The organism is Hansschlegelia sp. (assembly GCF_035538955.1).
In the GTDB taxonomy this organism is placed as follows: domain Bacteria; phylum Pseudomonadota; class Alphaproteobacteria; order Rhizobiales; family Methylopilaceae; genus Methylopila.
The window spans coordinates 197487-222733 of the sequence record NZ_DATLJK010000013.1; the positions used below are offsets into that span (position 1 = coordinate 197487).

General features: G+C 69.7%; 21 protein-coding genes. 8 read left to right on the forward strand and 13 right to left on the reverse strand.

The features are described 5' to 3' along the window. Positions 1-386: 386 nt before the first annotated feature. Positions 387-590: a hypothetical protein gene (locus VM780_RS09250; RefSeq protein ID WP_325446977.1), complete on the forward strand. Its 204-nt coding sequence runs from the start codon at positions 387-389 to the stop codon at positions 588-590. A gap of 37 nt (positions 591-627) precedes the next feature. Here VM780_RS09250 and VM780_RS09255 read toward each other — a convergent pair whose 3' ends face one another. Further along, a complete protein-coding gene (locus VM780_RS09255) occupies positions 628-1014 on the reverse strand; it encodes a GFA family protein (protein WP_325446978.1) in 387 nt (128 codons plus the stop codon). Positions 1015-1069: 55 nt separating this feature from the next. Continuing rightward, positions 1070-1258, reverse strand: a complete 189-nt coding sequence (locus VM780_RS09260) for a DUF2735 domain-containing protein (protein WP_325446979.1) — start codon at positions 1256-1258, stop codon at positions 1070-1072. 375 nt (positions 1259-1633) lie between these two features. Here VM780_RS09260 and VM780_RS09265 point away from each other — a divergent pair, with 375 nt between their 5' ends. Next, positions 1634-2671 carry a glutamine synthetase beta-grasp domain-containing protein gene (locus VM780_RS09265; protein ID WP_325446980.1) on the forward strand — a complete coding sequence of 346 codons (1038 nt, stop codon included), beginning with the start codon at positions 1634-1636 and terminating at the stop codon, positions 2669-2671. Positions 2672-2741: 70 nt separating this feature from the next. Here VM780_RS09265 and VM780_RS09270 read toward each other — a convergent pair whose 3' ends face one another. The 8 genes from VM780_RS09270 to rph form a co-directional block, all read right to left on the reverse strand. Next, on the reverse strand, positions 2742-4193 hold the full coding sequence (locus tag VM780_RS09270; RefSeq protein WP_325446981.1) for an acetamidase/formamidase family protein: 1452 nt from the start codon (positions 4191-4193) through the stop codon (positions 2742-2744). 88 nt (positions 4194-4281) lie between these two features. Continuing rightward, the gene (locus VM780_RS09275) at positions 4282-5352 is read right to left on the reverse strand and encodes a fatty acid desaturase family protein (protein ID WP_325446982.1); all 1071 of its coding nucleotides are present in this window, start codon (positions 5350-5352) and stop codon (positions 4282-4284) included. A 159-nt stretch (positions 5353-5511) separates the two neighbouring features. After that, the gene (locus VM780_RS09280) at positions 5512-8316 is read right to left on the reverse strand and encodes a [protein-PII] uridylyltransferase (protein WP_325446983.1); all 2805 of its coding nucleotides are present in this window, start codon (positions 8314-8316) and stop codon (positions 5512-5514) included. A 106-nt stretch (positions 8317-8422) separates the two neighbouring features. After that, the gene (mutS, locus tag VM780_RS09285) at positions 8423-11101 is read right to left on the reverse strand and encodes a DNA mismatch repair protein MutS (RefSeq protein WP_325446984.1); all 2679 of its coding nucleotides are present in this window, start codon (positions 11099-11101) and stop codon (positions 8423-8425) included. A gap of 76 nt (positions 11102-11177) precedes the next feature. Then, positions 11178-11324 (reverse strand): hypothetical protein, encoded by a 147-nt coding sequence (locus VM780_RS09290; protein WP_325446985.1) that lies wholly within the window; start codon positions 11322-11324, stop codon positions 11178-11180. A 65-nt stretch (positions 11325-11389) separates the two neighbouring features. Beyond that, on the reverse strand, positions 11390-12538 hold the full coding sequence (gene hemW / locus VM780_RS09295; RefSeq protein ID WP_325446986.1) for a radical SAM family heme chaperone HemW: 1149 nt from the start codon (positions 12536-12538) through the stop codon (positions 11390-11392). Further along, complete coding sequence (rdgB, locus tag VM780_RS09300; protein ID WP_325446987.1) at positions 12535-13194, reverse strand: RdgB/HAM1 family non-canonical purine NTP pyrophosphatase; 660 nt, start codon at positions 13192-13194, stop codon at positions 12535-12537. Before rdgB ends, hemW begins: the two co-directional genes overlap by 4 nt. An 11-nt stretch (positions 13195-13205) precedes the next feature. After that, entirely contained in the window at positions 13206-13919 is a 714-nt protein-coding gene (gene rph, locus VM780_RS09305; protein ID WP_325447013.1) for a ribonuclease PH, read from the reverse strand. A 146-nt stretch (positions 13920-14065) separates the two neighbouring features. Here rph and hrcA point away from each other — a divergent pair, with 146 nt between their 5' ends. Then, positions 14066-15148, forward strand: coding sequence for a heat-inducible transcriptional repressor HrcA (gene hrcA, locus VM780_RS09310; RefSeq protein ID WP_325446988.1), 1083 nt, complete (start codon positions 14066-14068; stop codon positions 15146-15148). Positions 15149-15194: 46 nt separating this feature from the next. Here the strand turns inward: hrcA and VM780_RS09315 are convergent, their stop codons facing one another. After that, positions 15195-16523: a sorbosone dehydrogenase family protein gene (locus VM780_RS09315; RefSeq protein ID WP_325446989.1), complete on the reverse strand. Its 1329-nt coding sequence runs from the start codon at positions 16521-16523 to the stop codon at positions 15195-15197. Positions 16524-16723: 200 nt separating this feature from the next. Here VM780_RS09315 and VM780_RS09320 point away from each other — a divergent pair, with 200 nt between their 5' ends. Beyond that, positions 16724-18265, forward strand: a complete 1542-nt coding sequence (locus VM780_RS09320) for a cation:proton antiporter (protein ID WP_325446990.1) — start codon at positions 16724-16726, stop codon at positions 18263-18265. Between the two features lie 12 nt (positions 18266-18277). Here VM780_RS09320 and VM780_RS09325 read toward each other — a convergent pair whose 3' ends face one another. After that, positions 18278-19795 (reverse strand): amidase, encoded by a 1518-nt coding sequence (locus VM780_RS09325; protein ID WP_325446991.1) that lies wholly within the window; start codon positions 19793-19795, stop codon positions 18278-18280. A 162-nt stretch (positions 19796-19957) separates the two neighbouring features. Here VM780_RS09325 and VM780_RS09330 point away from each other — a divergent pair, with 162 nt between their 5' ends. Further along, entirely contained in the window at positions 19958-20884 is a 927-nt protein-coding gene (locus VM780_RS09330; protein WP_325446992.1) for a LysR substrate-binding domain-containing protein, read from the forward strand. 12 nt (positions 20885-20896) lie between these two features. Here the strand turns inward: VM780_RS09330 and VM780_RS09335 are convergent, their stop codons facing one another. Beyond that, positions 20897-21808, reverse strand: a complete 912-nt coding sequence (locus VM780_RS09335) for a DMT family transporter (protein WP_325446993.1) — start codon at positions 21806-21808, stop codon at positions 20897-20899. Positions 21809-22008: 200 nt separating this feature from the next. On the opposite strand from VM780_RS09335, the gene VM780_RS09340 reads away from it, so the two are divergent. The 3 genes from VM780_RS09340 to VM780_RS09350 all read left to right on the forward strand — a co-directional run bounded on the left by VM780_RS09340 (position 22009) and on the right by VM780_RS09350 (position 25245). Continuing rightward, entirely contained in the window at positions 22009-22983 is a 975-nt protein-coding gene (locus VM780_RS09340) for a DMT family transporter (RefSeq protein ID WP_325446994.1), read from the forward strand. 96 nt (positions 22984-23079) lie between these two features. Next, positions 23080-23457 (forward strand): DUF971 domain-containing protein, encoded by a 378-nt coding sequence (locus tag VM780_RS09345; protein ID WP_325446995.1) that lies wholly within the window; start codon positions 23080-23082, stop codon positions 23455-23457. Between the two features lie 42 nt (positions 23458-23499). Continuing rightward, positions 23500-25245: a fumarate reductase/succinate dehydrogenase flavoprotein subunit gene (locus VM780_RS09350; protein ID WP_325446996.1), complete on the forward strand. Its 1746-nt coding sequence runs from the start codon at positions 23500-23502 to the stop codon at positions 25243-25245. Positions 25246-25247: the final 2 nt, after the last annotated feature.

A 25247-nucleotide genomic window follows, 5' to 3' on the forward strand; every position in this document is an offset into this window, starting at 1 on the left:
AAGGGATCGTGAAAAATCGTCGGGGCGCGCTAAAGCCCCCGGCGCCGCGGCGACGGGCTCGGAGGGGCCGGAACTTCAAACAGCCTGGAGACGCGGGGACGCCGCACCGCCTGAGACATTTTTTTACTGGCGCACTTCTCCCCTCCCTCGCAGAGGGGAGGGTGGACGGACGCAGCCCGGCCGGGTGGGGTGTTCTAAGCGATGCGCCCGAACCTCGCCGTCATGCCCGCGAGCGGGGCAGGGCGGCGGCGGACGACGCCGGGCCGCCGCGCCATCCCGAAGCCGCGACGCTCTGGATAAACCTCCGCCATCTCGACAGCGCTCGGCGGCGGTGAAACGGTGGCGGCCGCGCCGGGGCGGTTCCGGCGCCGAAAGGGGGCGCGACGATGAAGATGATTTCGCTGACCGATTTCGATACGAGATCGCTCGTCTTTCTGCATCCCGCCAATGTCGTAGCGGTCCGCGAGCATGGTCGTCAGACCATGGTGCACACCGCCGGAGGCGGCACGGGCGGCGACGGGCTGGTGTTCACGGTGGTCGAGGGGCTGCCGGAGGTGATCGAGAAGATCAACGCCTGCCTCAAGGCCTAGTCTTCTCAGTCTCGACAGGTCCCGACGTGGCCCGGCCTCACCACTCCGGCTTTTGCGGCAAGCCGTCAGTCAAATCGTAATAGTCCGGCTTCGAGGCCGCGAAAATGTGAGAGGCGAGGCGCAGCCCCGTCGGGCGGTCGAGCGTTCCGGCGGTGACGTAGGTTTGCTCGCCGGGCTCCGCCTTCCAGAACAGATTGCCGCCGCAACGCGTGCAGAAACCGCGTTGCACCGTTTCGGAAGACTGGAACCAGGCCAGCGTCTCTGCGGCTTCGACCGTCAGATCGTCCGAGCGGCAGGCCGCCATCATGGCGAAGGCGCCGCTCGTGCGCGCGCACTGCTCGCAGTGGCAGGCGACCGGCGCATCCACCGGCCCTTCAATGGCGTAGCGGACCCCGCCGCACAAACAACCGCCGCGTCGCGTCATTCCGTTCCCCCCGGAGCGGCGTTACTTAAACCCCGCTGCGCGGGACCGGAAGACCTTAGTGCTTGCCGGACCTGTTCGCCTCTTCGATGGCGGCGTCATGGTACCAGCCGCTCGAGGCCATGACCTTGACCTGAGGCTCCGGGGCCTGGCGCACAGCCGCCTGGACCGCGCGGGCGGAGATGAGGGCGCGCTGGCGGACGGGGAACTGGTAGATCTTCGCGGAGCCCTGGATGCTGTTTCTCATAGGCGTTTCTTCCGTTCTGCTCGTTCCCGCAATGTAGCATCGGCTGTCCGGAATTTAAGCGGACTGCCTAATCAAAAAGCAGCAATTGCTGAAACTACGTGCAGTGGCCGCTTTGCCGCAGCCGGAGGCGCCGGCGAAGCTGCGAGCGAAATGGCTGTCCGGCGTGTTTGGTTCCGCGCCGCCGCTTGCGGTCTCCTCGGGGGAAGGGACGGATGCGGTTCGGCGGCCTTGCTAAATGGCGTTCGGCGGAGCTGCGAGCCGCGTGGCACGCAAAATGCCTCTGATGGCCGCTTGAGCCGCGGGGCGTCGTGCGCCGGGGCTCGCCTGACCGATCGATTCCCTCAGATCGCATCATCGAAGTTTGAGAGACCCGCGATGACGAAGTATAAGCTTGAGTATATTTGGCTCGACGGGTACACGCCGGTGCCGAACCTGCGTGGAAAGACGCAGATCAAGGAATTCGACGCCTTCCCGACGCTGGAACAGCTGCCGCTGTGGGGCTTCGACGGTTCTTCCACCCAGCAGGCCGAGGGCCACAGCTCGGATTGCGTGCTGAAGCCGGTCGCGGTCTATCCGGACCCGGCGCGCACCAATGGCGTGCTGGTCATGTGCGAGGTCATGATGCCGGACGGCGTCACGCCGCACGCCTCTAATAAGCGCGCCACCATCCTCGACGACGAGGGCGCCTGGTTCGGCTTCGAGCAGGAATATTTCTTCTACAAGGACGGCCGCCCCCTCGGCTTCCCGGTCGAGGGCTATCCGGCCCCGCAGGGCCCCTATTACACCGGCGTCGGCTTCAAGAACGTCGGCTCGATCGCGCGCCAGATCGTCGAGGAGCACCTCGATCTGTGCCTCGCGGCGGGCATCAACCATGAGGGCATCAACGCGGAAGTCGCGAAGGGCCAGTGGGAGTTCCAGATCTTCGGCAAGGGCTCGCGCAAGGCCGCCGACGAGATGTGGATGGCGCGATACCTGCTGCTGCGCCTGACCGAGAAGTACGGCGTCGACATCGAGTTCCACTGCAAGCCGCTCGGCGACACCGACTGGAACGGCTCGGGCATGCACTGCAACTTCTCGACCGAGTATATGCGCACGGTTGGCGGCAAGGCCTATTTCGAGGCGCTGATGGCGCAGTTCGACAAGAACCTCGACGACCACATCGCGGTTTACGGCCCGGACAACCACATGCGCCTGACCGGCAAGCACGAGACCGCGCCGTGGAACAAGTTCTCCTACGGCGTGGCCGACCGGGGCGCGTCGATCCGGGTGCCGCACTCCTTCGTCAAGAATGACTACAAGGGCTATCTCGAGGACCGCCGCCCGAACTCGCAGGGCGACCCCTACCAGATCGCCAGCCAGGTCCTGAAGACGATCTCCGAGGTTCCGACCGAGGCGGCCGCCGCCGCGGCCTGAGCGCGGAAGGCTTCACAACGCAAAACGGCGCCGGACGGAGACGTCCGGCGCCGTTTCTGTTTTCGCCGCGTCAGCCGCGGCCGGCGAAGATGTCCTTCTTCACCACCGCATGGACGCCCCAGTTGCCGTCGACGACCTGGGTCACGCCAAAATCGACGCCGATCGACATCAGCGACACCGCCTCGTCTTCGGTCAGCTTCTGCGTGTCCATCAGGAAGCGACGCATCTTGCGGAAGGCGTCGCGCATCGCGAGGTCGACCGACGACTTGCCGTAGATCGCCGACTGCGCCTCCGGCCCGAGCTCCTTCAGGTAGTTGGCGAAGGAGAAGCCGTGGACGAGCCACTCGTCCTGGGTCTCCAGCATCGGGTAGTCCAGGCCCTCGAGCGGCGTGCCCGGCAGGTCGGCCTTCTTGTGCAGGATCAGCTGGAACACGCCGGTGAGCGAGCATTCGATTGCGGTGCCGCAGAGCTCGCTGTCGCCTTGGCTCGCGTGCGGGTCGCCGACCGACAGCAGCGCGCCCTCGACCGCGACCGGGTAGTACATCGTCGCGCCCTTGCCGATGCGCCAGTTGTCGATGTTGCCGCCGACATGGTTCGGCGGGATCGTGTCGACGAACTCGGCCTCGGCCGGAGCGAGCCCCAGCGTGCCGAAATGCGGCCGGATCGGCACGCGCACGCCCTTGAGCACGTCGAAGTTGCGGCTGGTCTTTGAATGGTCGACCGGCACGCCCGGATAGTCGATCGTGTCGTGCGTCACCCCGTATGGGTCGGTCTGCGGAACCCATTTGAAGTTGTAGACCGCCTGCGCCCAGCTCTTCGATCCGGTGGCGTCGACCTCGTAGATCGTGACCATCTCGCGCTTCGCGCCGCCGAGCATGTCGTTGTAGTGGTAGCCCCACCAGGCGGCGGCGTTGGAGCCGAACGCCTTGCCCTTGAATTTGGGGTTGGCGCAGGGCCGCGGCGCGCAGTCCAGGATCCGCACCTCGAGCACGTCGCCGGGCTCCGCCCCGCGGACATAGACCGGCCCGGTCATGACGTGGACGCCTTGGCCCTCGCCGGAGCCCTTCTTGTAGACCTTGGGGTCAGTCGGGCCGGCGCCGCGGCGGTCGACGCCCTTCTTGTCGTTGGTCCAGAGGAACACGCTCTCGGCGCCCGGATCGCCCTCGACCATGCGCTCGGCGTCGTCGTTGGCGTGATGGGTCAGCGTCTCGATCGTGACGATGTCGCCGGACTCGATCTCGACCCGCGGCTTCAGCGATTTCGAGAAATAGCCCCAGTGCACCGTGTCGGCGTTCGCCGGCAGATAATGGTGCTTGCGCTCGCCCGGCGCGCGGGCGGCCGAGGCCTGCGCGAGCGCCGGCGTGACCAGCGAGGCTGCGCCGGCGGCGCCGAGCGTCGCCAGGCCCCCGGCCGCCACGAAGGAGCTTTTCAGGAAGCCGCGCCGCTCGGCGCTCAGCTCCTCCTTGAAGGCGCGGTAGTGAAGCTGAAATTCAGGGCAGTTGGCGTCGTCGCCGCGGCACATGCGCGTCATCCCCGTTGGCGTTCATCGGACGATGAGGTCCGGCGCAGGGATGAGCAAGCGCGGCGCCAGCCGGAGCCAGCGGCTCGCCTTATTCCCCCGGCACGATCTCCGGGCGCGGGGCGCGGCGGTTGTCGCGGATCGCGCCGAGCAGGCGGCCGGTGACGTGCCAGAAGCCGCGGTGGCTGCCCTTGTGGTAGGGGCTTTCGGGCGGCAGCGCCTCGCACAGGCGGCGGTGGGCGGCGCCCAGCGCGTGATAGGGCAGCCGCGGCAGCAGATGGTGCAGGCCGTGATAGCGCAGGCCGACGGGGGCCCAGAGCATCGGCAGCGTCGAGGGCGGCGGCACGTTCACGCTGTCCAAGAACTGGCCGGTCGAGCTCATCTCGTCGCCCTTGTTCTCCCAGTGATGGGCGACGAGGGTGCGCAGCTGGTTGATCACCGCGACCGCGGAGCCGAGCGCGAGCGCCGTCAGGAACACCCGCAGCGGGATCACGCCCGCGATCGTCAGGCCGACGAAGCTGAGCGCCCACAGGCTGCACAGCGTCTCCAGGAGAATCCAGAGCGGGCGCTGCGCGTCGGTCGGGTGGTCGCGGATGAAGGCCGGGTTGATCGCCAGCGCCGAGCAGCGCTCCACCACGAATTTGCGCACCGGCGGCACGAGCGCGGCGAGCGGCGTCAGGATCCCGAAGCGGATCAGCAGGCCGACCGGCGCGAGCGCCGAGATCGCGATGAAGCCGATCACGTGCCACACCGTCTGACGAGCGAGCGGCATGTATTCCGGGTCGAGCGCGGTGCCGTAGCGCGACTTGGCGTGATGCTGGTTGTGCACGCCCTCATACATCAGGGACGGCACCAGATAGGGCACGCCGATCAGCGCGTTGTAGCCCGCCTTGAAGCCCGGCACGTCCTGCGGCCGCAGGTGGCTGACCTCGTGAATGAAGCTGACGCCGCGGTAGAAGGCGAGCGCCGAGACCACGAAGGCGGCCGCGCGCTCGAGCCCGGTCGGCAGCAGCAGCGCGCCCGCGAAGGCTGCATAGGCGACGAGCGCCGTGAGGATCAGGTCGGCCCAATAGATAACGGGCCTCGCGGCGGCGAGGTCGGCGGTCAGCTTGTGCGCGGTCGCGACGAGCGCGCGCTCGGAAGCGGCGGTGGTGGGCTGCATCTGGTCCGGCGGGTTCCTTCTTCGGCCGCCTGCGGGCGGCGCGAAGCGCAACGATGTCGTGCCGCAACATAGCATTTGCGGGCGCCGGCGCACAGGGCGGCCGGGTTCACGACGCGCAACGGAGCATTGCGGCCGGCGGGCCCTGCGGGCGGCAGCCGGCTATTTGGCGGCCGTCGCGCGCTTGTCGTCGGCCTGCAGGGCCGCCATCAGCCGGCTGCGGATCGAGCCCTGCCGGGCGGCGCTCGCGATCTTCGCCCCGGTCAGATCGGTGACGTAGAACACGTCGACCGCGCGCTCGCCGAAGGTCGCGACATGCGCCGAGGCGATGTTGAGGTTGAGGCGGGAGATCGCGTTGGTGAGGTCGTAGAGCAGGCCGGGCCGGTCCAGACAGACGATCTCCAGCACGGTATGGCGGTCCGACCAGGCGTTGGTGACGGTCACCTCCGGCGGAATTTCGAAGGCGCGCGGCCGGCTCTTGGCGGAGCTACGCGTCTTGTTCGCGACGATGTCGAACAGCCGGATCTCGCCGCGCAGCGACTGCTCGATGTTCTCCGCGATGCGGCGGGCGCGGCGCAGCTCGTCCTCGTCCTCCGGGAAGGCGCGGCCGATGAAGATCGTGTCGAGAGCGAAGCCGTCGGTCGTGGTGTTGATGTGCGCGTCCATGATGTTCGCGCCCGCCGCCGCGCAGGCGCCTGCGATCACCGACAGCAGCTTCGGGTGGTCGGGCGCGAGGACGGTGAGCTCGGTGACGCCGCGGAAGGCGTCGGTCGCGACATCGGTCGCGAGCTTCTCGCCGGCCGCGTCGGCGCGCGCGATGAAGCGGGCGTGCCGCGCCGCGCGCTCCGGCTCGGCCTTCAGCCAGTAAGGCGCGTAGTGGCGCTGCGCGTAGGCCTCGAATTCCGGGTCCGTCCAGTCGGACAGGCGCTGGCGCAGATCGTTCTTGGCCTGCTCGACGAGGCTCTTGCGGTCGCCGGCGGAATGGCCGCCGGTCAGCACCGTCTCGGTCTCCCAGTAGAGCGTGCGCAGCAGCTGGCCCTTCCAGCCGTTCCACACTCCCGGACCGACCGCCTTGATGTCCGCGATGGTCAGGATGAACAGCATCTTGAGCCGTTCCGGGCTCTGCACGATCTTGGCGAAGTCCTCGATCGTCCGGCGGTCGGACAAGTCGCGCGACTGGGCGACGATCGACATCGTCAGATGCTGCTCGATCAGCCAGGCGACGGTGTCCGTCTGGGCCGGCGTCAGCCCGAGCCGCGGACACAGCCGGCGGGCGATGCGGGCGCCGGCGATCGAGTGGTCCTCCGGCCGCCCCTTGGCGACGTCATGCAGGAACAGCGCGACGTAGAGCGCGACCCGGTCCCTCAGCGTCGGCATCATCTCGTTGGCGAGCGGGTGCGAGTCGGCGGACTCGCGGGCGTCGATCTCCGACAGCACGCCGATCGCCCGCAGCAGATGCTCGTCCACCGTGTAGTGGTGGTACATGTTGAACTGCATCATCGCGACGATGCGGCCGAAATCCGGGATGAAGCGGCCGAGCACGCCGGTCTCGTTCATCCGCCGCAGCACTTTTTCGGGACTGCGGCGCGAGGTCAGGATCTCGAGGAACAGCGCGTTCGCTTCCGGATTCTCGCGCAGCGTCCCGTCGACCAGCTTGAGGCATTTGGTGATCAGCCGGATCGCGTCCGGATGGAAGGCGAGGCCGTGCGCGCCGGCGATCTTGAAGAACCGGATCAGATCCACCGGATTGCGAGCGAACACGCCTTCGTCGCGGACGTTGAGGCGGTCGTCCTCGATGATGAAGCTGTCGCTCTCGTCGACGACCTTGGGCTTGCGCTTGCGGAAGCGGGTCAGGAAGCGGTCAAGCCGCGGCTTGGGCTTCTCCTGCCGGGCTTCCAGCGCGTGGCAGAGGATCGCAGTGAGGTCGCCGACGTCCTTCGCCACCAGGAAGTAGTGCTTCATGAAGCGCTCGACGTCGCGCAGGCCCGGATGCTCGGTGTAGCCGAGCGCGACCGCGATCTCGCGCTGCAGGTCGAAGGACAGCCGGTCCTCTGGCCGGCCGGTGATGAAGTGCAGATGGCAGCGCACCGCCCAGAGGAAGTCCTCGCACTTCTTGAACAGCCGAAGCTCCGCGGCGGAGAAGATGCCCTTGCCGACGAGGTCGTCGGCGTCGCGCACCCGGCAGACATATTTGGCGATCCAGAACAGCGTGTTGAGGTCGCGCAGCCCGCCCTTGCCCTCCTTGACGTTGGGCTCGACCAGATAGCGCGAGGCGCCGGCGCGGCCGAGGCGCTCGTCCCGCTCGGCGAGCTTTGCGGCGGCGAACTCCGCGGCGCGGCCCTCGATCACCTCGGCGTCGAAGCGGCGGGTGAGCTCCTCGAACAGCTGCTCGTCGCCCGTGATGCGGCGCGCCTCCAGCACCGCAGTGCGGATCGTCATGTCGGCGTGCGACAGGCGGATGCACTCGTCGACCGAGCGGGTCGCGTGGCCGACCTTCAGGCCCATGTCCCACAGCACGTAGAGCATCGCCTCGACGACGCTCTCGCCCCAGGCGGTCTGCTTGTAAGGAAGCAGGAACAGCAGATCGACGTCGGAGCCCGGCGCCATCGAGCCGCGGCCGTAGCCGCCGACCGCAACGACCGCGAGCCGCTCGCCCGAAGTCGGGTTCACGCGCGGATAGAGGTCGGTCGTGGCGTGGTGGAACAGCGCGATCACCACCGCGTCCATCAGGCGCGACAGGCGCTGCGCACAGGCCGTGCCGGCGCCGTCCTCGTTCAGCCAGAGCCGGGCGGTCTCGCGGCCGGCGGCGAGCGTCTGCTTGAGGTGCGCCACCACGGCGAGGCGAAGCGCGTTCGGGTCGCCGCGATGCCGCGCGGAAAGCTCCGTCAGCTCGCGCGACAACACGGCGCTGTCGGCCAGTTCACGGGCGTTGCGCGCGACGCGCAGGCGTTGGCGGACGGTCGACATCGAGATTCGCGCAGCCGGGCTTTGGTCAGAAGCCGCGAAACATAGGGGGCAACCGGTTAAGGCGCCATGGCGGGAAGCGTGGTGTTTGCGCGCGGGGCGGTCATGCTCAGTTCTTCCGCAGCGCCTTCAGCCGGTAGAGCGCGTCGAGCGCCTCGCGCGGCGTGAGGGCGTCGGGGTCGATGGCGTCGATCGCCTCGATCGCCGGGTCCGCCTCCGGCGCGGGCTTCGCGCGGGTGGTTGCGAACAGCGGCAGGTCATCGATCAAGCGCTCGACCGGCGACGCCCGGTCGGCGGCCTCAAGCTCGTCCAGAACCGCCTTGGCGCGCTTGACGACTGCGGCCGGCAGCCCGGCGAGCTTCGCGACCTGGATGCCATAGGAGCGGTCGGCGACGCCCGGCGCGACCTCGTGCAGGAACACCACCTCGCCCTTCCATTCGGCCACCCGCACGGTCGCGTTCCTCAGCCGAGGCAGGCGCTTGCTGAGCGCGGTCAGCTCATGGAAGTGGGTGGCGAACAGCGCTCGGCAGCGATTGACCTCATGCAGGTGCTCGATCGCCGCCCAGGCGATGGAGAGGCCGTCGAACGTCGCTGTGCCGCGGCCGATCTCGTCGAGGATGACGAGCGCGCGCGGGCCCGCCGAGTTCAGGATCGCTGCGGTCTCGACCATCTCGACCATGAAGGTCGATCGGCCGCGGGCGAGGTCGTCGGCCGCCCCGACGCGGCTGAACAGCCGGTCGACGGCGCCGATATGGGCTGAGGCCGCGGGCACGAAGGCGCCGGCCTGCGCCAGCACTGCGCACAGCGCGGCCTGCCGGAGATAGGTCGACTTGCCGCCCATGTTGGGCCCGGTGACGAGCTGGATCAGCCCGCCCGCCGCGTCGGGCGCGGAGAGGTCTACGTCATTCGCCACGAACGGCTTGCCCTCGCGGCGAAGCGCCGCCTCGACCACCGGGTGGCGGGCCGCCTGGAGCCGGAACTCGAGGCTGTCGTCGACATGCGGCCGCGTCAGGTTCTGCTCGACGGCGACCTCGGCGAGCCCCGCCGCGACGTCGAGCGCGGCGAGCGCCTCGGCGCAGGCGCGGCACGAGTCCCAACTCCCGGTGACGCGGGCGGCGAGCCGGTCGAAGGTTGCGAGCTCGCAGCGCAGCACGGTGTCGGCGGCTTCCGAGATGCGCCGCTCAAGATCGCCGAGCTCCGTCGTGGTGAAGCGCATCGCGCCCGCCATGGTCTGGCGGTGCACGAAGGTCTCGGCGTGCGGCGTCTTCAGCAGCCGTTCGCCGTGCTGCTGGGGGACCTCGATAAAATAGCCCAGCACGTTGTTGTGCTTGATGCGCAGCGTGCGGATTTCGGTGGCGTCGGCATAGGCCGCCTGCAGGCCCGCGATGACCTTGCGGCTCTCGTCGCGCAGGGAGCGCGTGCCGTCGAGCTCGGCGTCGCAGCCATGCCGCACGAAGCCGCCGTCGCGCTTGTTGAGCGGCAACTCGTCGGCGAGCGTCGCGGCGAGCTCCTCGGCGAGCGCGTGGTCGGCGGCGGCGAGCGCGGCGGCGATCGCCGTGAGCTCGTCGGGCGCGTCGGCGAGCGCGCCGAGGCGCTCGGCCAACGCCTCGGCTGCCTTGAGCGCGTCGCGGATCGCGGCTAGGTCGCGCGGACCGCCGCGGCCGAAGGCGACGCGCTGCGCCGCCCGCGCAAGGTCCGGCGCGCGTGACAGCGAAGCCCGGACGGCGCGGCGAAGCTCCGGCGCCTCGATCAGCGCCTGAACCGCGTCATGACGCGCCGCGATCGCGGCGGGATCGAGCAGCGGGCCGGCGATGCGCTGGGCGAGCAGGCGCGAGCCGCCGGCGGTGACGCAGCGGTCGACGGCGTCGAGCAGGCTGCCCTCGCGTTCGCCCGAGAGCCGGCGCGTCAGCTCCAGATTGGCCCGGGTGGCGGCGTCGATCTCCATCACCGAGCCGCGGCCCTCGCGGACCGGACGCGCCAGCGGCGGCCGGCTTGCGAGCTGCGTGCGCTCCAAATAGCCGACGATCATCGCCGCGGCCGAAAGCTCCGGGCGGGTGAGACCGAAGGCGTCGGCGGCCGCAACCGCGAAGTGGCGCGCGAGGCGGGCGTCCGCCCGCGCGGGATCGGACAGGTCGCGGCCGACCGGCGTCACCGCCGCGCGGGTCTCGCCGAGCGCCGGCGCAAGTTCGTCGACGAGCGCTTCCGGAACCAGGATTTCGGAGGGATCGCGCCGCGAGAGCGCCGCGCCGAGATCAGCCGGCGAGGCCTCCCCGGCCGAGAACGCGCCGGTCGAGACGTCCACCTGCGCGACGCCGAAAGCGATGCCGCCGGCTTCCGAACGGCCGCGCGCGACCGCGACCAGCAGGTTCGCGGCGCGCGGCTCGAGCAGCGCGTCCTCGGTCAGCGTGCCGGGGGTGACGAGTCGCACCACATCGCGCCGCACGACGGATTTCGCGCCGCGCTTGCGGGCTTCCTTGGGATCTTCGGTCTGCTCGCAGACCGCGACCCGGAAGCCCGCCGCGATCAGGCGCTGGAGATAGTCGTCGGCGCGCTCGACTGGCACGCCGCACATCGGGATGTCCTCGCCGAGGTGCTTGCCGCGCTTGGTCAGCGCGATGCCGAGCGCGCGGCTCGCGACCTCCGCGTCCTCGAAGAACATCTCGTAGAAGTCGCCCATCCGGTAGAACAGCAGGCAGTCCGGATTGGCCGACTTGATCTCGATATACTGCTCCATCATCGGCGTCGCGCGCGCCGGAGGAGCGGAGGCCGTGCTCGCAAGTTCCTCCATCAGCTTAAGCGAAAGCTCGTCATGGGCCGCAGACCCTCGGCCGAGGCAGCCGGCCGCCGCGCCTGAACAGGTTCCATCACGTCGCTTGAGCGCGCCACGCGCCGTAACGCCGCTCGGTCAGGGGAATCGCGTATCGGGCTGAGACGTGAAGCCGCGCGAGCGCCTCTGCCGGCAGCGCCAGCCGCGCCGAACCGCAATCGCGCGCGAGTTTGATCGCGATCATCGTTGGCTCCCCCCGCAGCCTTACTGACGTAAGTCAGAACAGGATGCTCCCGCAACGTCGCCCCGTCAGCTGGCGAGGTCGGCCACCACGGCGTCGAGCACCGGAAAACCCTCCGGCGTCACCCGCAGCCGGTCGGCGCCGACGCGCTCGACCATGCCGTCCATGACGAGGTCGTCGATGCGGCGCTGGTCGAGCCGGCGGCCGGAGATGCGGTGGAAGCGCGCTAGGTCGATGCCCTCGGCGAGCCGCAGCCCCATCACCAGGAACTCGTCGGCCTGAGCTTCGAGGCTCAGCGCCTCGTCGACCACGAGGCCCGCCCCCTCCGCTTCGACGGCGGCGGCCCAGAGCTCCGGGTTGCGCTCGGTGGCGAGTTCGCGGCGCGCGCCGTCGACGATCAGCCGGCCATGCGCGCCGGGCCCGACGCCGGCATATTCGCCGTAGCGCCAGTAGACGAGGTTGTGGCGGCTCTCGCAGCCGGGCTTCGCATGGTTGGAGATTTCGTAGGCGGGCATTCCGGCATGGCCGCAGACCTCCTGCGTCACGTCCCACAGCGCGCGCCCGGTCGCCTCGTCGGGCGTCTTGAGCTTGCCGGCCTGATGGAGCGCGAAGAACGGCGTGCCTTCCTCGATGGTCAGCTGGTAGAGCGACAGGTGTTCGGTGCCGTAGCCGATCGCGCGCGTCAGCTCCTCCCGCCACGCTTCGGGCGACTGGCCGGGACGGGCGTAGATTAGATCGAAGGAGACGCGCGGAAAGATCGCGCGCGCCAGCTCCATGGCGGCGAGCGCCTCCTCCACGGTGTGAAGCCTGCCGAGGGCGGCGAGGTCGGCGGCCTCGAGCGCCTGTACGCCAAGCGAGACGCGGTTGACGCCGGCAGCCCGATAGCCGCGGAAACGGTCCGCCTCGACGCTGGTCGGGTTCGCCTCGAGCGTGATCTCGGCCTCGTCCTCGATCTCCCACCCGTCTGCGATCGCCTCCAGGATGCCGGCGACCGTCTCGGGCTTCATCAGCGAGGGCGTGCCGCCGCCGAAGAACACGCTCGCGACTTTGCGGCCCGGCGCCAGCGCGGCCATGTGCGCGATCTCACGCCGGAAGGCGGCGAGGAACCGGCCCTGGTCGATTTCGGCGCGGCGGACATGGCTGTTGAAGTCACAATAGGGGCACTTGGCCGCGCAGAACGGCCAATGTACATAGACCCCGAAGCCGGGCTCGCTCACCGCGGCGGGCCTTCCGGGAACAGCGCCGCCATCAGCTCGCCGAAGGCGCGGGCGCGGTGCGACAGACCGCTGCCGCGGCCGGAATGGTCCCAGGTCACGCTGTGCTTCTCGTCGGCGGTCATCTCGCCGAAGGTGCGCTCGTGGCCGTCCGGCCGGAAGATCGGGTCGTAGCCGAAGCCAAGATTTCCGCGCGGCGGCCAGACGATCTCGCCGGAAACCGAGCCCTCGACCGCGATCGCTTCCCCGGACGGCCAGGCGAGGCAGAGCGCCGCCACGAAGGCGCCCCGGCGATCCTCCGCCGCGGTCGCGCCGCGATCCTGCAGATCCTCCTCGACGCGCTGCATGGCGGCCGCGAAGTCCTTATCCGGTCCGGCCCAGCGCGCGGAGAAGATGCCCGGAGCGCCCCAGAGCGCCTGCACCGCAAGCCCGGAATCATCCGCGAGCGCCGGCAGATCGGAGGCGGCGGCCGCAGCCTCCGCCTTGATGTGGGCGTTCTCCGCATAGGTCGTGCCGGTCTCGTCCGGCTCCGGCAGGCCGAGCTCGCCGGCCGACACCAGCTCCAGCCCGAACGGCTCCAGCAGCTCGCGGAACTCGCGCAGCTTGCCGGCATTGTGGGTCGCGATCACGAGCCGGGGGCCGAGGGGAGGGAGGCTCACGGGCGTTCCTCTCAGGCGACGGCGAGCTTCTGCAGCTCGACGAGGTTCGAGCAGGCGGTCTTGGCGAGGCCGAGCAGCGACATGAGCTCCGCTTCCGAGAATGGCGCGCCTTCGGCCGTGCCCTGCACCTCGACGATCCCGCCGGAGCCGGTGAGCACGAAATTCGCGTCGGTTTCGGCGCTGGAATCCTCGGCATAGTCAAGGTCGACCACCGGGGTTCCCTTGAACAGGCCGCACGAGACGGCCGCCACGTGGTCCTTCAGCGCCGGACCTTTCAGCATGTCGCGCGCCTTCATCCAGGCCAGGCAGTCGTGCAGCGCGACCCAGGCGCCGGTGATCGAGGCGGTGCGGGTGCCGCCATCGGCCTGCAGCACGTCGCAATCGACCGTGATCTGCCGCTCGCCAAGCATCTTGAGGTCCACTACGGCGCGCAGGGAGCGGCCGATCAGCCGCTGGATTTCCTGGGTGCGGCCCGAAGGCTTGCCGGAATTCACCTCGCGGCGCGTGCGCTCATGGGTGGCGCGCGGCAGCATCGCGTACTCCGCCGTCACCCAGCCGCGGCCCTGGCCGCGCAGCCAGCCGGGGGCCTTGTCCTCGAGGCTCGCGGCGCACAGCACATGGGTCTCGCCGAACTTCACCAGGCACGAGCCTTCCGCATAGCGCGCGACGCCGCGCTCGAGGGATACGGCGCGCATGACCTCGGGGGCGCGTTTCGACGGACGGATCGACATCAAGGGCTCGCAGGCTTTCGGGAACGGCGTTCCTTCTGCCCTCGCGGCGCGTCCGCCGCAAGCGCGGCGGCGCTTGATCGCGGGGCGCGCTTGCGAAATCCTGCCTGTTCACGCGTGCGGCGAAGGCCTACCTCACAGGCATGTCAATTGAACGCCCGATCACCGAAACGACCGCCGGCCTCGCCCAGCTCGATCGCCGGTCTCGCGAGATTTTCCGCCGCATCGTCGACAGCTATCTGACGACCGGTGAGCCGCTCGGCTCCCGCAACGTATCGCGGCTGCTGTCGGTCTCGCTGTCGCCGGCGTCCGTCCGCAACGTCATGGCGGACCTCGAGGCGCTCGGCCTGATCTACGCGCCGCACACGAGCGCCGGCAGGCTGCCGACCGAGCTCGGCCTGCGCTTCTTTATCGACGCAATGATGGAGGTCGGCGAGCTTTCGCCGGACGACAAGAGCGCAATCGAGCGTCAGGTCGCTGGCTCAAACCGCTCGCGCTCGGTCGAGGAGGTGCTGACCGATGTCTCCAGCATGCTGTCCGGGGTCTCGCGCGGAGCGGGCGTCGTGCTCGCCGGCAAGCAGGACCCGGCGATCAAGCACATCGAGTTCGTGCCGCTCGATCCGGAACGGGCGCTGGTCGTGCTGGTCGGTGAGGACGGCTCGGTCGAGAACCGCATTCTGCCCTTGCCCCGCGGCCTGCCGGCTTCCGCGCTGGTCGAGGCGACCAATTTCCTGAACGGCCATATGCGCGGCCGCACCCTCGGAGAGGCGCGCGAGGCCGTCGAGAGCGCATTGTCGACGGCGCAGACGGAGCTCGACGCGCTCTCGACGCGGATCGTCGAAGCCGGGCTGGCGAGCTGGGCCGGCGCCTCGGAAGGCGAGCCGCGCCAGCTGATCGTGCGCGGCCAGGCCAATCTGCTGGAGGACCTCCGTGCCCTCGAGGATCTCGAGCGGATCCGCCTGCTGCTCGACGATCTGGAAACCAAGAAGGGCGTCATCGACCTTCTGGGCCGCGCCGAAACCGGCGACGGCGTGCGCATCTTCATCGGCTCGGAGAACAAGCTGTTCTCGCTCTCGGGCTCCTCGATGGTGGCTGCCCCGTTCCGGGACGGCGACCGCAAGATCGTCGGCGTGCTGGGAGTCATCGGCCCGACCCGGCTGAACTACGCCCGGATCGTGCCGATGATCGACTACACCGCCAAGGTGCTCGGCAGCCTTCTGAGGTGAGGCGTCGGAAGCGTCGCCGGGCCGGCCCGGCGACGCCGGCGCGCGCTTAGCTGCCTGCCTGCGCGGGCGTGACGCGCCAGACCTTGTTGCCGACATCGTCGGCGACCAGCAGGGCGCCGGACTTGTCGATCGCGACGCCGACCGGTCGGCCCTGCGCCTCGTCCTTGCCGTTGAGGAAGCCGGTCAGCACGTCCTCGGGCGCCCCGCTCGGCATGCCGTCCTTGAACGGCACGAAGATCACCTTGTAGCCGCTCTGCGGGGTGCGGTTCCACGAGCCGTGCTGGCCGACGAAGGCGCCGTTGCGGTACTTCTCGGGGAACAGGCCGCCGGTGTTGAAGGTCAGCCCAAGCGAGGCGGTGTGGGGTCCGAGCGCGTAGTCGGGCACGATCGCCTTCTCGACCAGATCCGGCCGCTGCGGCTTCACGCGGTCGTCCACATGCTGGCCATAGTAGCTGTAAGGCCAGCCGTAGAAGCCGCCGTCCTTCACCGAGGTCATGTAGTCCGGCACGAGGTCGGAGCCGAGTTCGTCGCGCTCGTTGACGACCACCCAGAGCGCGCCGCTGTCCGGCTGCCAGGACGGACCGTTCGGGTTGCGCAGCCCGGAGGCGAACAGGCGCACGTTCTTGCTGGCGATGTCGACCTCGAGGATCGCCGCGCGGTTCTTCTCGGCGTCCATGCCGTTCTCGGCGACGTTCGAGTTCGAGCCGACGGTGGCGTAGAGCTTGGAGCCGTCGGGGCTCGCCACCAGATCCTTAGTCCAGTGGTGGTTGATCGGCCCGCCCGGCAGGTCGACGAGCTTTTCGACCGGCGCTTTGATCTCGGTGTCGCCCTCCCGGTAGGGGACGCTGACGATCGCGTCGGTGTCGGCGACGTAGAGGCGGTCGCCCGCGAGCGCCATGCCGAAGGGCGAGTTTAGGCCGGTCAGAAACGTCTTGCGGACCTCGGCCTTGCCGTCGCCGTCCGCGTCGCGCAGCAGCGTGATGCGGTTCGCGCTTTTCACCTTGGCGCCGGCGCGGTCCATGAAGAAGCTCTGGAACCACGCCTTGACGCCCTTGCCGTCCTCAGGCTTCGGCGGCTCGGCCGTCTCCGCGACCAGCACGTCGCCGTTCGGCAGCGCGTAGACCTTGCGCGGATGATCGAAGCCTCCGGCGAACTCGGTCACCTGGAAGCCGGCGCCGGCCTTCGGCGTCGCGCCATCCGCCCAGCCGACCGCCTTGGAGACGTTGACGTGCGGAATCCAGCTCTTCTGCGGCGCCGGAAGCGTCGGGTTGGGGCCGTAACCCTGGGCGATCGGAACCTTCGCTTCGTCATTGCAGCCCGCGAGCGCGAAGCCCGCGGCGGCGATGATCAGCGCCTTTGAAACCATCGATGTCATAGAGAGCAGCCCAAAAACGTGAGGATGGGAAAAGCGCGCGCGACGGCTGGCCGGCCGCGCGTCCCCAAAACGGTGATCAACCGCCGTTGAGGACGCGAGGTTCCGCGCAAGTTAGACGCTTCCTGGGCCGGAGCAGTCTCCGGATGCTCCGGATACCCGTAGCCGACGCAACACTCTCTAAGGCCTGAGAGAGCCGCTCAATGTCGCTGTTCGAGAGCCTTCTCACATTGATGTTAGCGGCGATCGTGCTGCTGCAGCTCTCGCGTCGGCTCGCGGTTCCCTATCCGACGCTGCTCGCGATGGCCGGCGTAGCCGTCGCGGCGCTGCCCTGGGCGCCCTCGATCCGCATCGAGCCGCATCTTGCGCTGGCGCTGTTCATCGCTCCGGCGCTGCTCGACGCCGCCTTCGACTTCGCCCCGCGCGAGCTGCGCCGCCACTGGGCGCCGCTGATCGCGCTCGCGGCCGTGGCGGTGCTGCTCACGGCCGCCGCCGTCGCCGCCCTTTCGGTGTGGTGGGGACTGCCGCTGGTCGCAGGCGTCGCGCTCGGCGCAATCGTCGCGCCGCCGGACGCGGCCGCGGCCTCGACGATCATCCGGCAGGTCGCGCTGCCGCGCGCCACCGCCTCGGTGCTGCAGGGCGAGAGCCTGCTGAACGACGCCGCCGCGCTGCTCATCTTCAGCGCCGCGGTGACGATCGCCACGACAGGCGAGCCCTTCGCTGCGCTCGCGCCGGGTCTCGTGCTCGCGCCGATCGGCGGGGTGATCGGCGGCGCGCTGACCGGGGTCGCCTATCTCCAGCTCCTGCCGTTCCTCGCCGGCACGCTTGGCGGCACGCTGTTTGAATTCGTCAGCACCTTCGGCGTGTGGATCATCGCCGAGCGGCTCGGTCTGTCGCCGATCCTCGCGGTCGTGGCCTTCGGGATGGTGCTCGCCCGCGGCGCCCCGGAGCGACATTCGCCGCGCGACCGGGTGCGCTCCTATTCGGTCTGGGAGGCGGTGGTCTTCCTGCTCAACGTGCTGGCCTTTTTGCTGATGGGCATCCAGGGGCGGGAGATCGTCAACCGGCTGCCCTCCGCCGAGCTCTGGGACGCCGCGCTGTTCGCGCTCGCGGTGCTGGGCGTGGTGATCGCCGTCCGCTTCGCCTGGGTGATGGCCTACGGCCGCATCGCCAGTCTGATCGTCCGCTGGCGCGGCCGCGGAACGGCGCCGACTGTGGCGCAGGGGATCGCGGTGTCGTGGTGCGGGATGCGCGGCCTGATCACGCTCGCGACCGCGCTCGCCCTGCCGCCGGGCTTCCCGCACCGTGACCTGATCGCGCTCGCGGCCTTCGCGACCGTGCTCGGAACGCTCGTCGGCCAGGGGCTGACGCTGGCTCCGCTGATCCGGCTGCTGCGCTTCGAGCGCGACGGAACCTTCGACAAGGAACTCGTCGCGGCCCGGGTGGAACTGATCGAGGCGGCCGAGGCCGTCCTGGACAAGAGCGACAGCCGGGCCGCGCGCTGGCTGCGGGAAGAGCTCAGCGCCGCCGCCCGCGCCGCGACCGAGGCCGGTCGCCACCCGAGCGCCGAGGGCGAAGCCGACGAGTTGCGGAGAGCGGCGCTCGCCGCCAAGCGCAAGCGCCTCTCGGAGCTCCGCCGCCGCGGCGAGATCGGCGACGACGTGTTCCACGCGCTCGAGGAGGAGCTCGACTGGGCCGAGCTCGCCGCCTCTCCGCCGGACCGGTTCGAGACCCTCGAGGTCTGAGCCGGGGGAGCTTTACGCGTCCGCCAGATAGGCGTGGCCGGCGCGCAGCACCGTCTGGTCGTCGAACGACCGCCCGGTGAACATCAGCCCGACCGGAAGCCCCGAGACGTCGTGGCACGGCACCGAGATCGACGGGTGTCCGGTCAGGTCGAAGGCGGCGGTGTTGCAGACCATGTTGAGGGCCTGCGCGATATGCTGGGCCCGGTCCACTTCCGGCAGCGGCGGGATTTCGTGCGCGGTCTGCGGCGTCGTCGGCATGACCACCAGGTCGAAGCTCTCGAACACCTTGTCGTAGGCCGCCGTCAGCTGACGCGCGAGGTTCTGCGCGCGGCCGTAGAACACGCCGTGATACTGCGCGCTCATATATTCCGAGAGCACCACGCCGAGCTTGGCGGTCGGCGAGAAATCGCCGCCATTGGTCTTGATGCCGCGGTTCATCGCCGACATCAGCCGCGTGTTGTACCAGCCCTTCATGCCGTAGGCGTTGAGCCCCTGGTAGAAGGTCGCGATGCCGCCTTCGATCGCGATGCTGTTCCAGATCGCCGGGACGCGCGCATGCTCGGGGACTGAGATCTCCTCGACCGAGGCGGCGAGTTTCCGGAGGTGCTTGACCGCCTCGCGCACCGCCTTGTCGACTGCCTTCATCGACCAGGGCGTGCCGAAGCCTTCCTTCACGACGCCGATCCGCAGGCCCTTGATCGAGCCGGTCAGGGCGGCCGCATAGTCGACCTTGTTGATCGTGGTGGGCTGGCGCATGTCGCGCGCCGTGTCGTCGACGCCGGCGATCACCGAGAGCAGCAGCGCCGCGTCCTCGACCGTCTTCGCCATCGGGCCGACATGGTCGATGGTCGGGTCGAAGCCGGCGATGCCGGTGTAGGGCACGAGACCGTGCGTCGGCTTGTGGCCGACGATGCCGGACCAGGAGGAGGGGATGCGGATCGAGCCGCCCTGGTCGCCGCCGAGCGCGATGTCGACCTGGCCGCTCGCGACCGAGGTGGCGGAGCCGCAGGACGAGCCGCCCGCGACATGCTTCTGGTTCACCGGGTTGAGGCCGGCCCCATAAGCGCTGGTGTGGCCGCCGCCCGAGAACGCGAAATCGTCGGTGTTGAGCATTGCGGTGATGTGGCCGCCGGCCTCCAGGATGCGCTTCACCACAGTGGCGTCGGCGTCGGGGATGAAGTCGTAGAGCAGGCGCGAGCCGCAGCTCGTCGGAATGCCGGCGACGCAGATCGTGTCCTTGATGCCGATCGACTTGCCCGAGAGCGGACCCGTGGCGTCGACAGCGCGCACGTCGCAGGTCCGCACGACGCCGTTCAGCGGGTCCTCCGCCGGGCTCGGCCGGGCGCCCGGAATGCGGATGGCGGGGACGACCGGCCGGACCGGGTCCGGCGTCTGGTCGAGCTCGTCGTAAAGCTCGAGATTGGCGGCGACCATCTTCTCCATGACGTCGAGCTCGGCGTCGGTGAGCCGAATGTGCGAGCGCGCGCTGATGGCGCGAATGTCGTCCCGGGACGGCCGCCGCAGGGTCATGTGATGTCCTTCTCGAACCGAATGCTTCGTCGTTTGCGGAGAGGCGCGGCGGGCGCGTCGCTGCGCCGGGCCTGCGCCGCGATGCTCGTCGAGCTTTCGCAGTGCAACAAATGAATTGTTCCGTTAGCATTCATGGCGTCCCGCCATGAATGAGCGTCGGCGATGTTCGACCCGGACCTGCTGCGCGCTTTCGTGACGGTCGCCGACTGCGGCGGCTTCAGCCGCGCGGCCGAGCGGTTGAACTCCACCCAGTCGACCGTCAGCCACCAGATCAAGCGGCTGGAGCGGCAGGCGGGAAGAACCTTCCTCAACCGCACCACGCGCGCGCTGTCGCTCACCGAGGACGGCGAAATCCTGATCGGTTACGCGCGGCGCTTCCTGCAGCTGATCGAGGACGCGACCGAGCATCTCGGCTCGCCGAAGCTCGGCGGGGTCCTGCGCTTCGGCGCTTCGGACGATTTCGCCGCGCAGTGCCTGCCGGAGATCCTCAGCCGCTTTCGCCGCATCCATCCGGACGTGCATCTCACCGCCGAGATCGGCGTCAGCCGCGCGCTGGTGGAGCGGCTCGGCGCGGGTGATCTGGACCTCGCGCTGGTCAGACGGCCTGCCGGCGAGACCGGCGGCGAAGTGGTGTTCCGGGACCGGATCGTCTGGGCCGCAGCCCCTGACCTTCGGCTCGAGCCCGGCGCGCCGGTTCCGCTCGCGCTGTTCCCGCAGCCCTGTGTCTACCGGGCGGCGGCGCTTGGCGCTCTCGAGAGAGCCGGCCGCGCCTGGGAGGTCGTCTACGCCTGCCCCAGCCTCGCCGGCGTGCAGGCCGCCGTGCGCGCGGGACTGGGGGTCACACCGCTGGCGGGGCGATTTCTGGGGTCCGGCCTCGTGCGCGCAGACGGCGTCGGGCTGCCCGACCTGCCCGACGTCGAATTTGCGCTCTACAGCGTCGCCAGCAAGCGGGTCGCCCCGGCGGCCCGGGTTTTCGGCGAGCTGGTCCGCTCATGGCTCGCGCAGCATCCGACCGGCGACGGATTCGGAGCTCCGGAGCTTCTGATGTGGCGCAACCCCGCCGCCCGAGCCCGCGCCGGCCTCCGCTGATCGCGGGCCCGCTCAGCCGGCGTGACGGGCAGGGGATGCAAAGCGCTGGCGGAGCGGCTCGACCAGCGTCGCCGACAGGATCAATGCGCAGCCGAAGAATTCCCGCGGCCCGAACGGGTCGTCCGCCAGGATCGCGGACGACGCGAAGGCGATTCCCACCTCGCACATCAGCAGCAGCATCAGCCGGGTCGGGGTGAGCCGCGCCGCCCCCCACAGGGTGAGCAGGTTCATCGGCAGGAACAGCAGCGTGCCGAGCGCAGCCGCCGGCAGGAAGGTCGCGGTCAGGCTGTTCGCCGCGGCGAGCGCCCGCTCGAGCCCGTCCGGGTTGTACAACGCGCCCGCAAGCCATGCGGAGAGGGCGGAGCCCACCGCCCAGGCCCAGGTGAATGCGACCGCGCCCGGCGCCGGGTGGCGGTGGATCAGGAACGACGACAGCGCGAACAGCGCGCCGGCCCCGAAGGCGAACAGGTCTCCGAGATTGACGCTGCCGCCTTCGCCGCCGCCCGGCCCGAGGATCACGACCAGTCCGGCGAAGCCGAGCGCGAGCTCGAAGCCGCGGGTGAGCCCGATCGGCCTTCGCAGCGCGAGGAACTCGATGAGCGTGGTCCAGGCCGGCGCGAGATAGAACAGCAGCGTGGCGCGCGCGACCGTGGTGAGCGTCACGCCGAGATAGTAGCAGGTCATCGCGACGCCACCGGTCAGGCCGATCCAGCCGATCGCGCGCCAGTGCCCAGAGAGCCGCGCCCGCGCGCGCCAGATCAGCGGCGCCAGCACAAGCGCCAGCGCGCCGAACATCACCGCCACCGCCCAGTCCGGATCGAGCCCGCGCTCCTGAAGGGCGCGCATCGGGTACCAGGCTGTGCCCCAGAACAGGGTCGACAGCGCCACCGCGAGCGTGGGCGAGATCAAACGTCCGGCCCGCATGTCTTCCGATTCCCCGCCCGTGATTGAGAGGCGCGCTCTTGGCACGCCGCAGCCCCGAAGTCGACGGGCGGGGAAGCTCTCCGGGCGATCTCCGGGTTGGCCGGAAACGCTTGGCCGGCAACTAATTGCTGTCCTTCGCAGCCGCAGCACGATTGCTTTCGCGCCGCTCCGGCGGCTCCCGCGCCGGTCGGGAGACACGCTTGCACCACGCGGCTTCGCGCAGACCGTTTCCCTGGCTCGGCCTGCCGACCGACCGGGCTCTGATCCGCATGGGCGTTGGGGCGGCCTGCCTGCTCGTCGCCTCGGCGAGCTGGGGCTTCAACTGGCCGGCCATCAAGGTGATCTCGCTCGAGATTCCGCCGATGTTCGCCCGCGGCGTCGCCGCGATGGCGGCGGCGGCCCTGCTGTTCGGGCTCGCGGCCCTGCGGCGCGAACGGCTCCTGCCCGGCGCAGGCCAATGGCGTTCGCTGGCCTGGCGGTCCTTCACCAACGTGTTCGCCTGGATGGGGTTTTCGGCGCTGTCGGTCCAGTGGCTGCGGCCGCCTGAGGGCGCGCTGCTGGTCTACACCATGCCGCTCTGGGCCATGCTGCTGTCCTGGGCGCTCGAGGGCGTCCGCCCGACGGCGCGCGCGCTCGCCGCGCTCGTGATGGCGGCGGCGGGCGTGGCGGTGATCCTCGGCGGCTCCGGCATGGCGTTCAGCGCGGCGCGGCTGCCGGGCGTGGGCTTCGCGCTCGCGGCGGCGGTGCTGTTCGGGCTCGGCTCGGTCACGGCGCGCCGGCCGCTCGCGTTGCCGGCGCTGAGCGCCACGGCCTGGCAGCTCGCTCTCGGCGGGCTCGCGCTCGCCGCGGTATCGCTCGCTTTCGAGAGCCAGCCGGCGGCGCCGTTGTCGGCGCAAGGGCTGTGCGCCTGGGCCTATATGGCGCTCGGGCCGATGGCGGCCGGCTATCTGGCCTGGTTCGCGGCCGTGCGCGCACTGCCCGCCTCGGTCGCCGCGACGGGCATGCTCATGGCCCCGCTGTGGGCTGCGGTCGGCTCCTTCCTGGCGTTCGGCGACCGCTTCAGCGGCATCGAGGCGATCGGCTTCGCCGCGACCCTCTGCGGCGTCGCGCTGGCGCTCTCGCCGGGCCTGCGCCGGCCGGCCGCGCCGGTGCGGGCGGAGCCCGTCTCCGCCTGACGGGCGGCGCCCGCAATGCACGCGGAGCGGCAACTAATTGCTGTCGGGCGCCGGGCTTTGCGGGTCTTCTTTTCGAACGACGCGGAAGGGCCTGACATGCAGCATCCCCTGGAAAACATCGCCGCGCAGCAGCCGCCGTTCGACCCCGCGGACGCGCCGGTCGAAGCGGTGCTCGGCCGCGGCGGCCGGGAGCTGCGCATGAGCTTCGCTGACGGCTCGACGGCCGCGGCGCCGGCCGAGACGCTGCGGCTGCGCTGCCGCTGCGCCTGGTGCACCCGCGCCCGCGTCGACGCCCGTTTTCCCGCCGCCTTCGCGGACGCCGCCATCGTCGCGGTTGAGCCGATGGGCGGTTACGCGGTCCACCTGGTGTTCGCCGACGGCCACGACCGCGGGATTTTCCCCTGGAGCTATCTCCGCAGCCTCGCCCGCGAGGCGTCTGCGGCCGCGCACGCCGAGCCGGCGCAGGCCGCCTGACCCCGCATCCCAAGCGATCCAACAGACGGAATGACCTCGAACATGAGCGGAAGCGACATCAAGACCGAGATCATCGAGGCCGACATCCTCGTCATCGGCGGCGGCACCGGCGGCCCGATGGCGGCCATCAAGGCGAAGGAGGCCAATCCGGGCCTGCGCGTCGTCTTGATGGAGAAGGCCAACGTCAAGCGCTCCGGCGCGATCTCGATGGGCATGGACGGGCTGAACAACGCCATCGTGCCCGGCTACGCGACGCCCGAGCAGTATGTGAAGGAGATCACCGTCGCGAATGACGGCATCGTCCACCAGAAGGCCGTGATGGCCTACGCGCAGGGCTCCTTCCCGATGATCCAGTACCTCGACAAGCTCGGGGTAAAGTTCGAGAAGGACGGCTCCGGCGAATACAACATGCGCAAGGTCCACCACATGGGGACCTACGTTCTGCCGATGCCGGAAGGTCACAACGTCAAGAAGGTGCTGTACCGGCAGCTGCGCCGCCTGCAGGTCTCGGTCACCAACCGCTACATGGCGACCCGGCTGCTGAAGGCCGAGGACGGCCGGATCGCCGGCGCGGTCGGCGTCAACACCCGCACCTCCGAGTTCCTGGTGGTGAGGGCGAAGGCCGTGGTGCTCGCCTGCGGCGCCGCCGGCCGTCTCGGCCTGCCGGCCTCCGGCTACCTGTTCGGCACCTATGAGAACGCGGCCAATTGCGGCGACGGCTACGCGATGGCGTATCACGCCGGCGCCGAGCTCGCGAACCTCGAATGCTACCAGATCAACCCGCTGATCAAGGACTATAACGGCCCGTCCTGCGCCTATGTCACGGGCCCGTTCGGCGGCTATACGGCGAACAACAAGGGCGACCGCTTCATCGAGTGCGACTATTGGTCGGGCCAGATGATGCTGGAGTTCTGGCGCGAGCTGCAGAGCGGGAACGGCCCGGTCTACCTCAAGATGGACCACCTCGCCGAGGAGACCATCTCGGAGATCGAGACCATCCTGCACACCAACGAGCGGCCCTCGCGCGGCCGCTTCCACGAGGGCCGCGGCAACGACTACCGCAAGCGTCCCGTGGAGATGCACATCTCGGAGATCGGCTTCTGCTCCGGCCACTCCGCCTCGGGGGTGTGGGTCGACGAGAACGCCCGCACCACGATCCCCGGTCTCTACGCCGTCGGCGACATGGCGAGCGTGCCGCACAACTACATGCTGGGCGCCTTCGTGAACGGCGGCATCGCCGGCGCGGACGCCGCCTCCTACTGCGAGAGCGCGGATCTGCCGGCCTATGACGCCGGCTATCTCGCCGCCGAGCAGGAGCGCGTGCTGGCCCCGACCCGCCGCGATGACGGGCTGACGCCGCACGAGATGGAGTTCAAGACCCGCCGCCTCGTGAACGACTATCTCGAGCCGCCGAAGGTCACCGCCAAAATGGAGATCGGCCAGCGCCGCTTCGCCGAGATCCGCGAAGACCTGCAGCACCTCTGCGCCACCGATCCGCACGAGCTGCACCGCGCGCTCGAAATGCAGTCGATCCTCGACTGCGCCGACATGGCGGCCGCGGCCTCGCTCTACAGGACCGAGAGCCGCTGGGGCTTCTATCATCTTCGGGTCGACCATCCCGAGACGAATGACGACGAGTGGTTCTGCCACACGATGCTGTTCAAGGACGAGTTCGGCCGCATGGCGCACCGGAAGCGTGAGGTCGCGCCTTACGTGGTGCGGGTCGAGGCGGACGAGATGGCCGCGTACCACCAGCTCCGCGTCAAGACGCCGGTCGCGGCCGAGTAAGG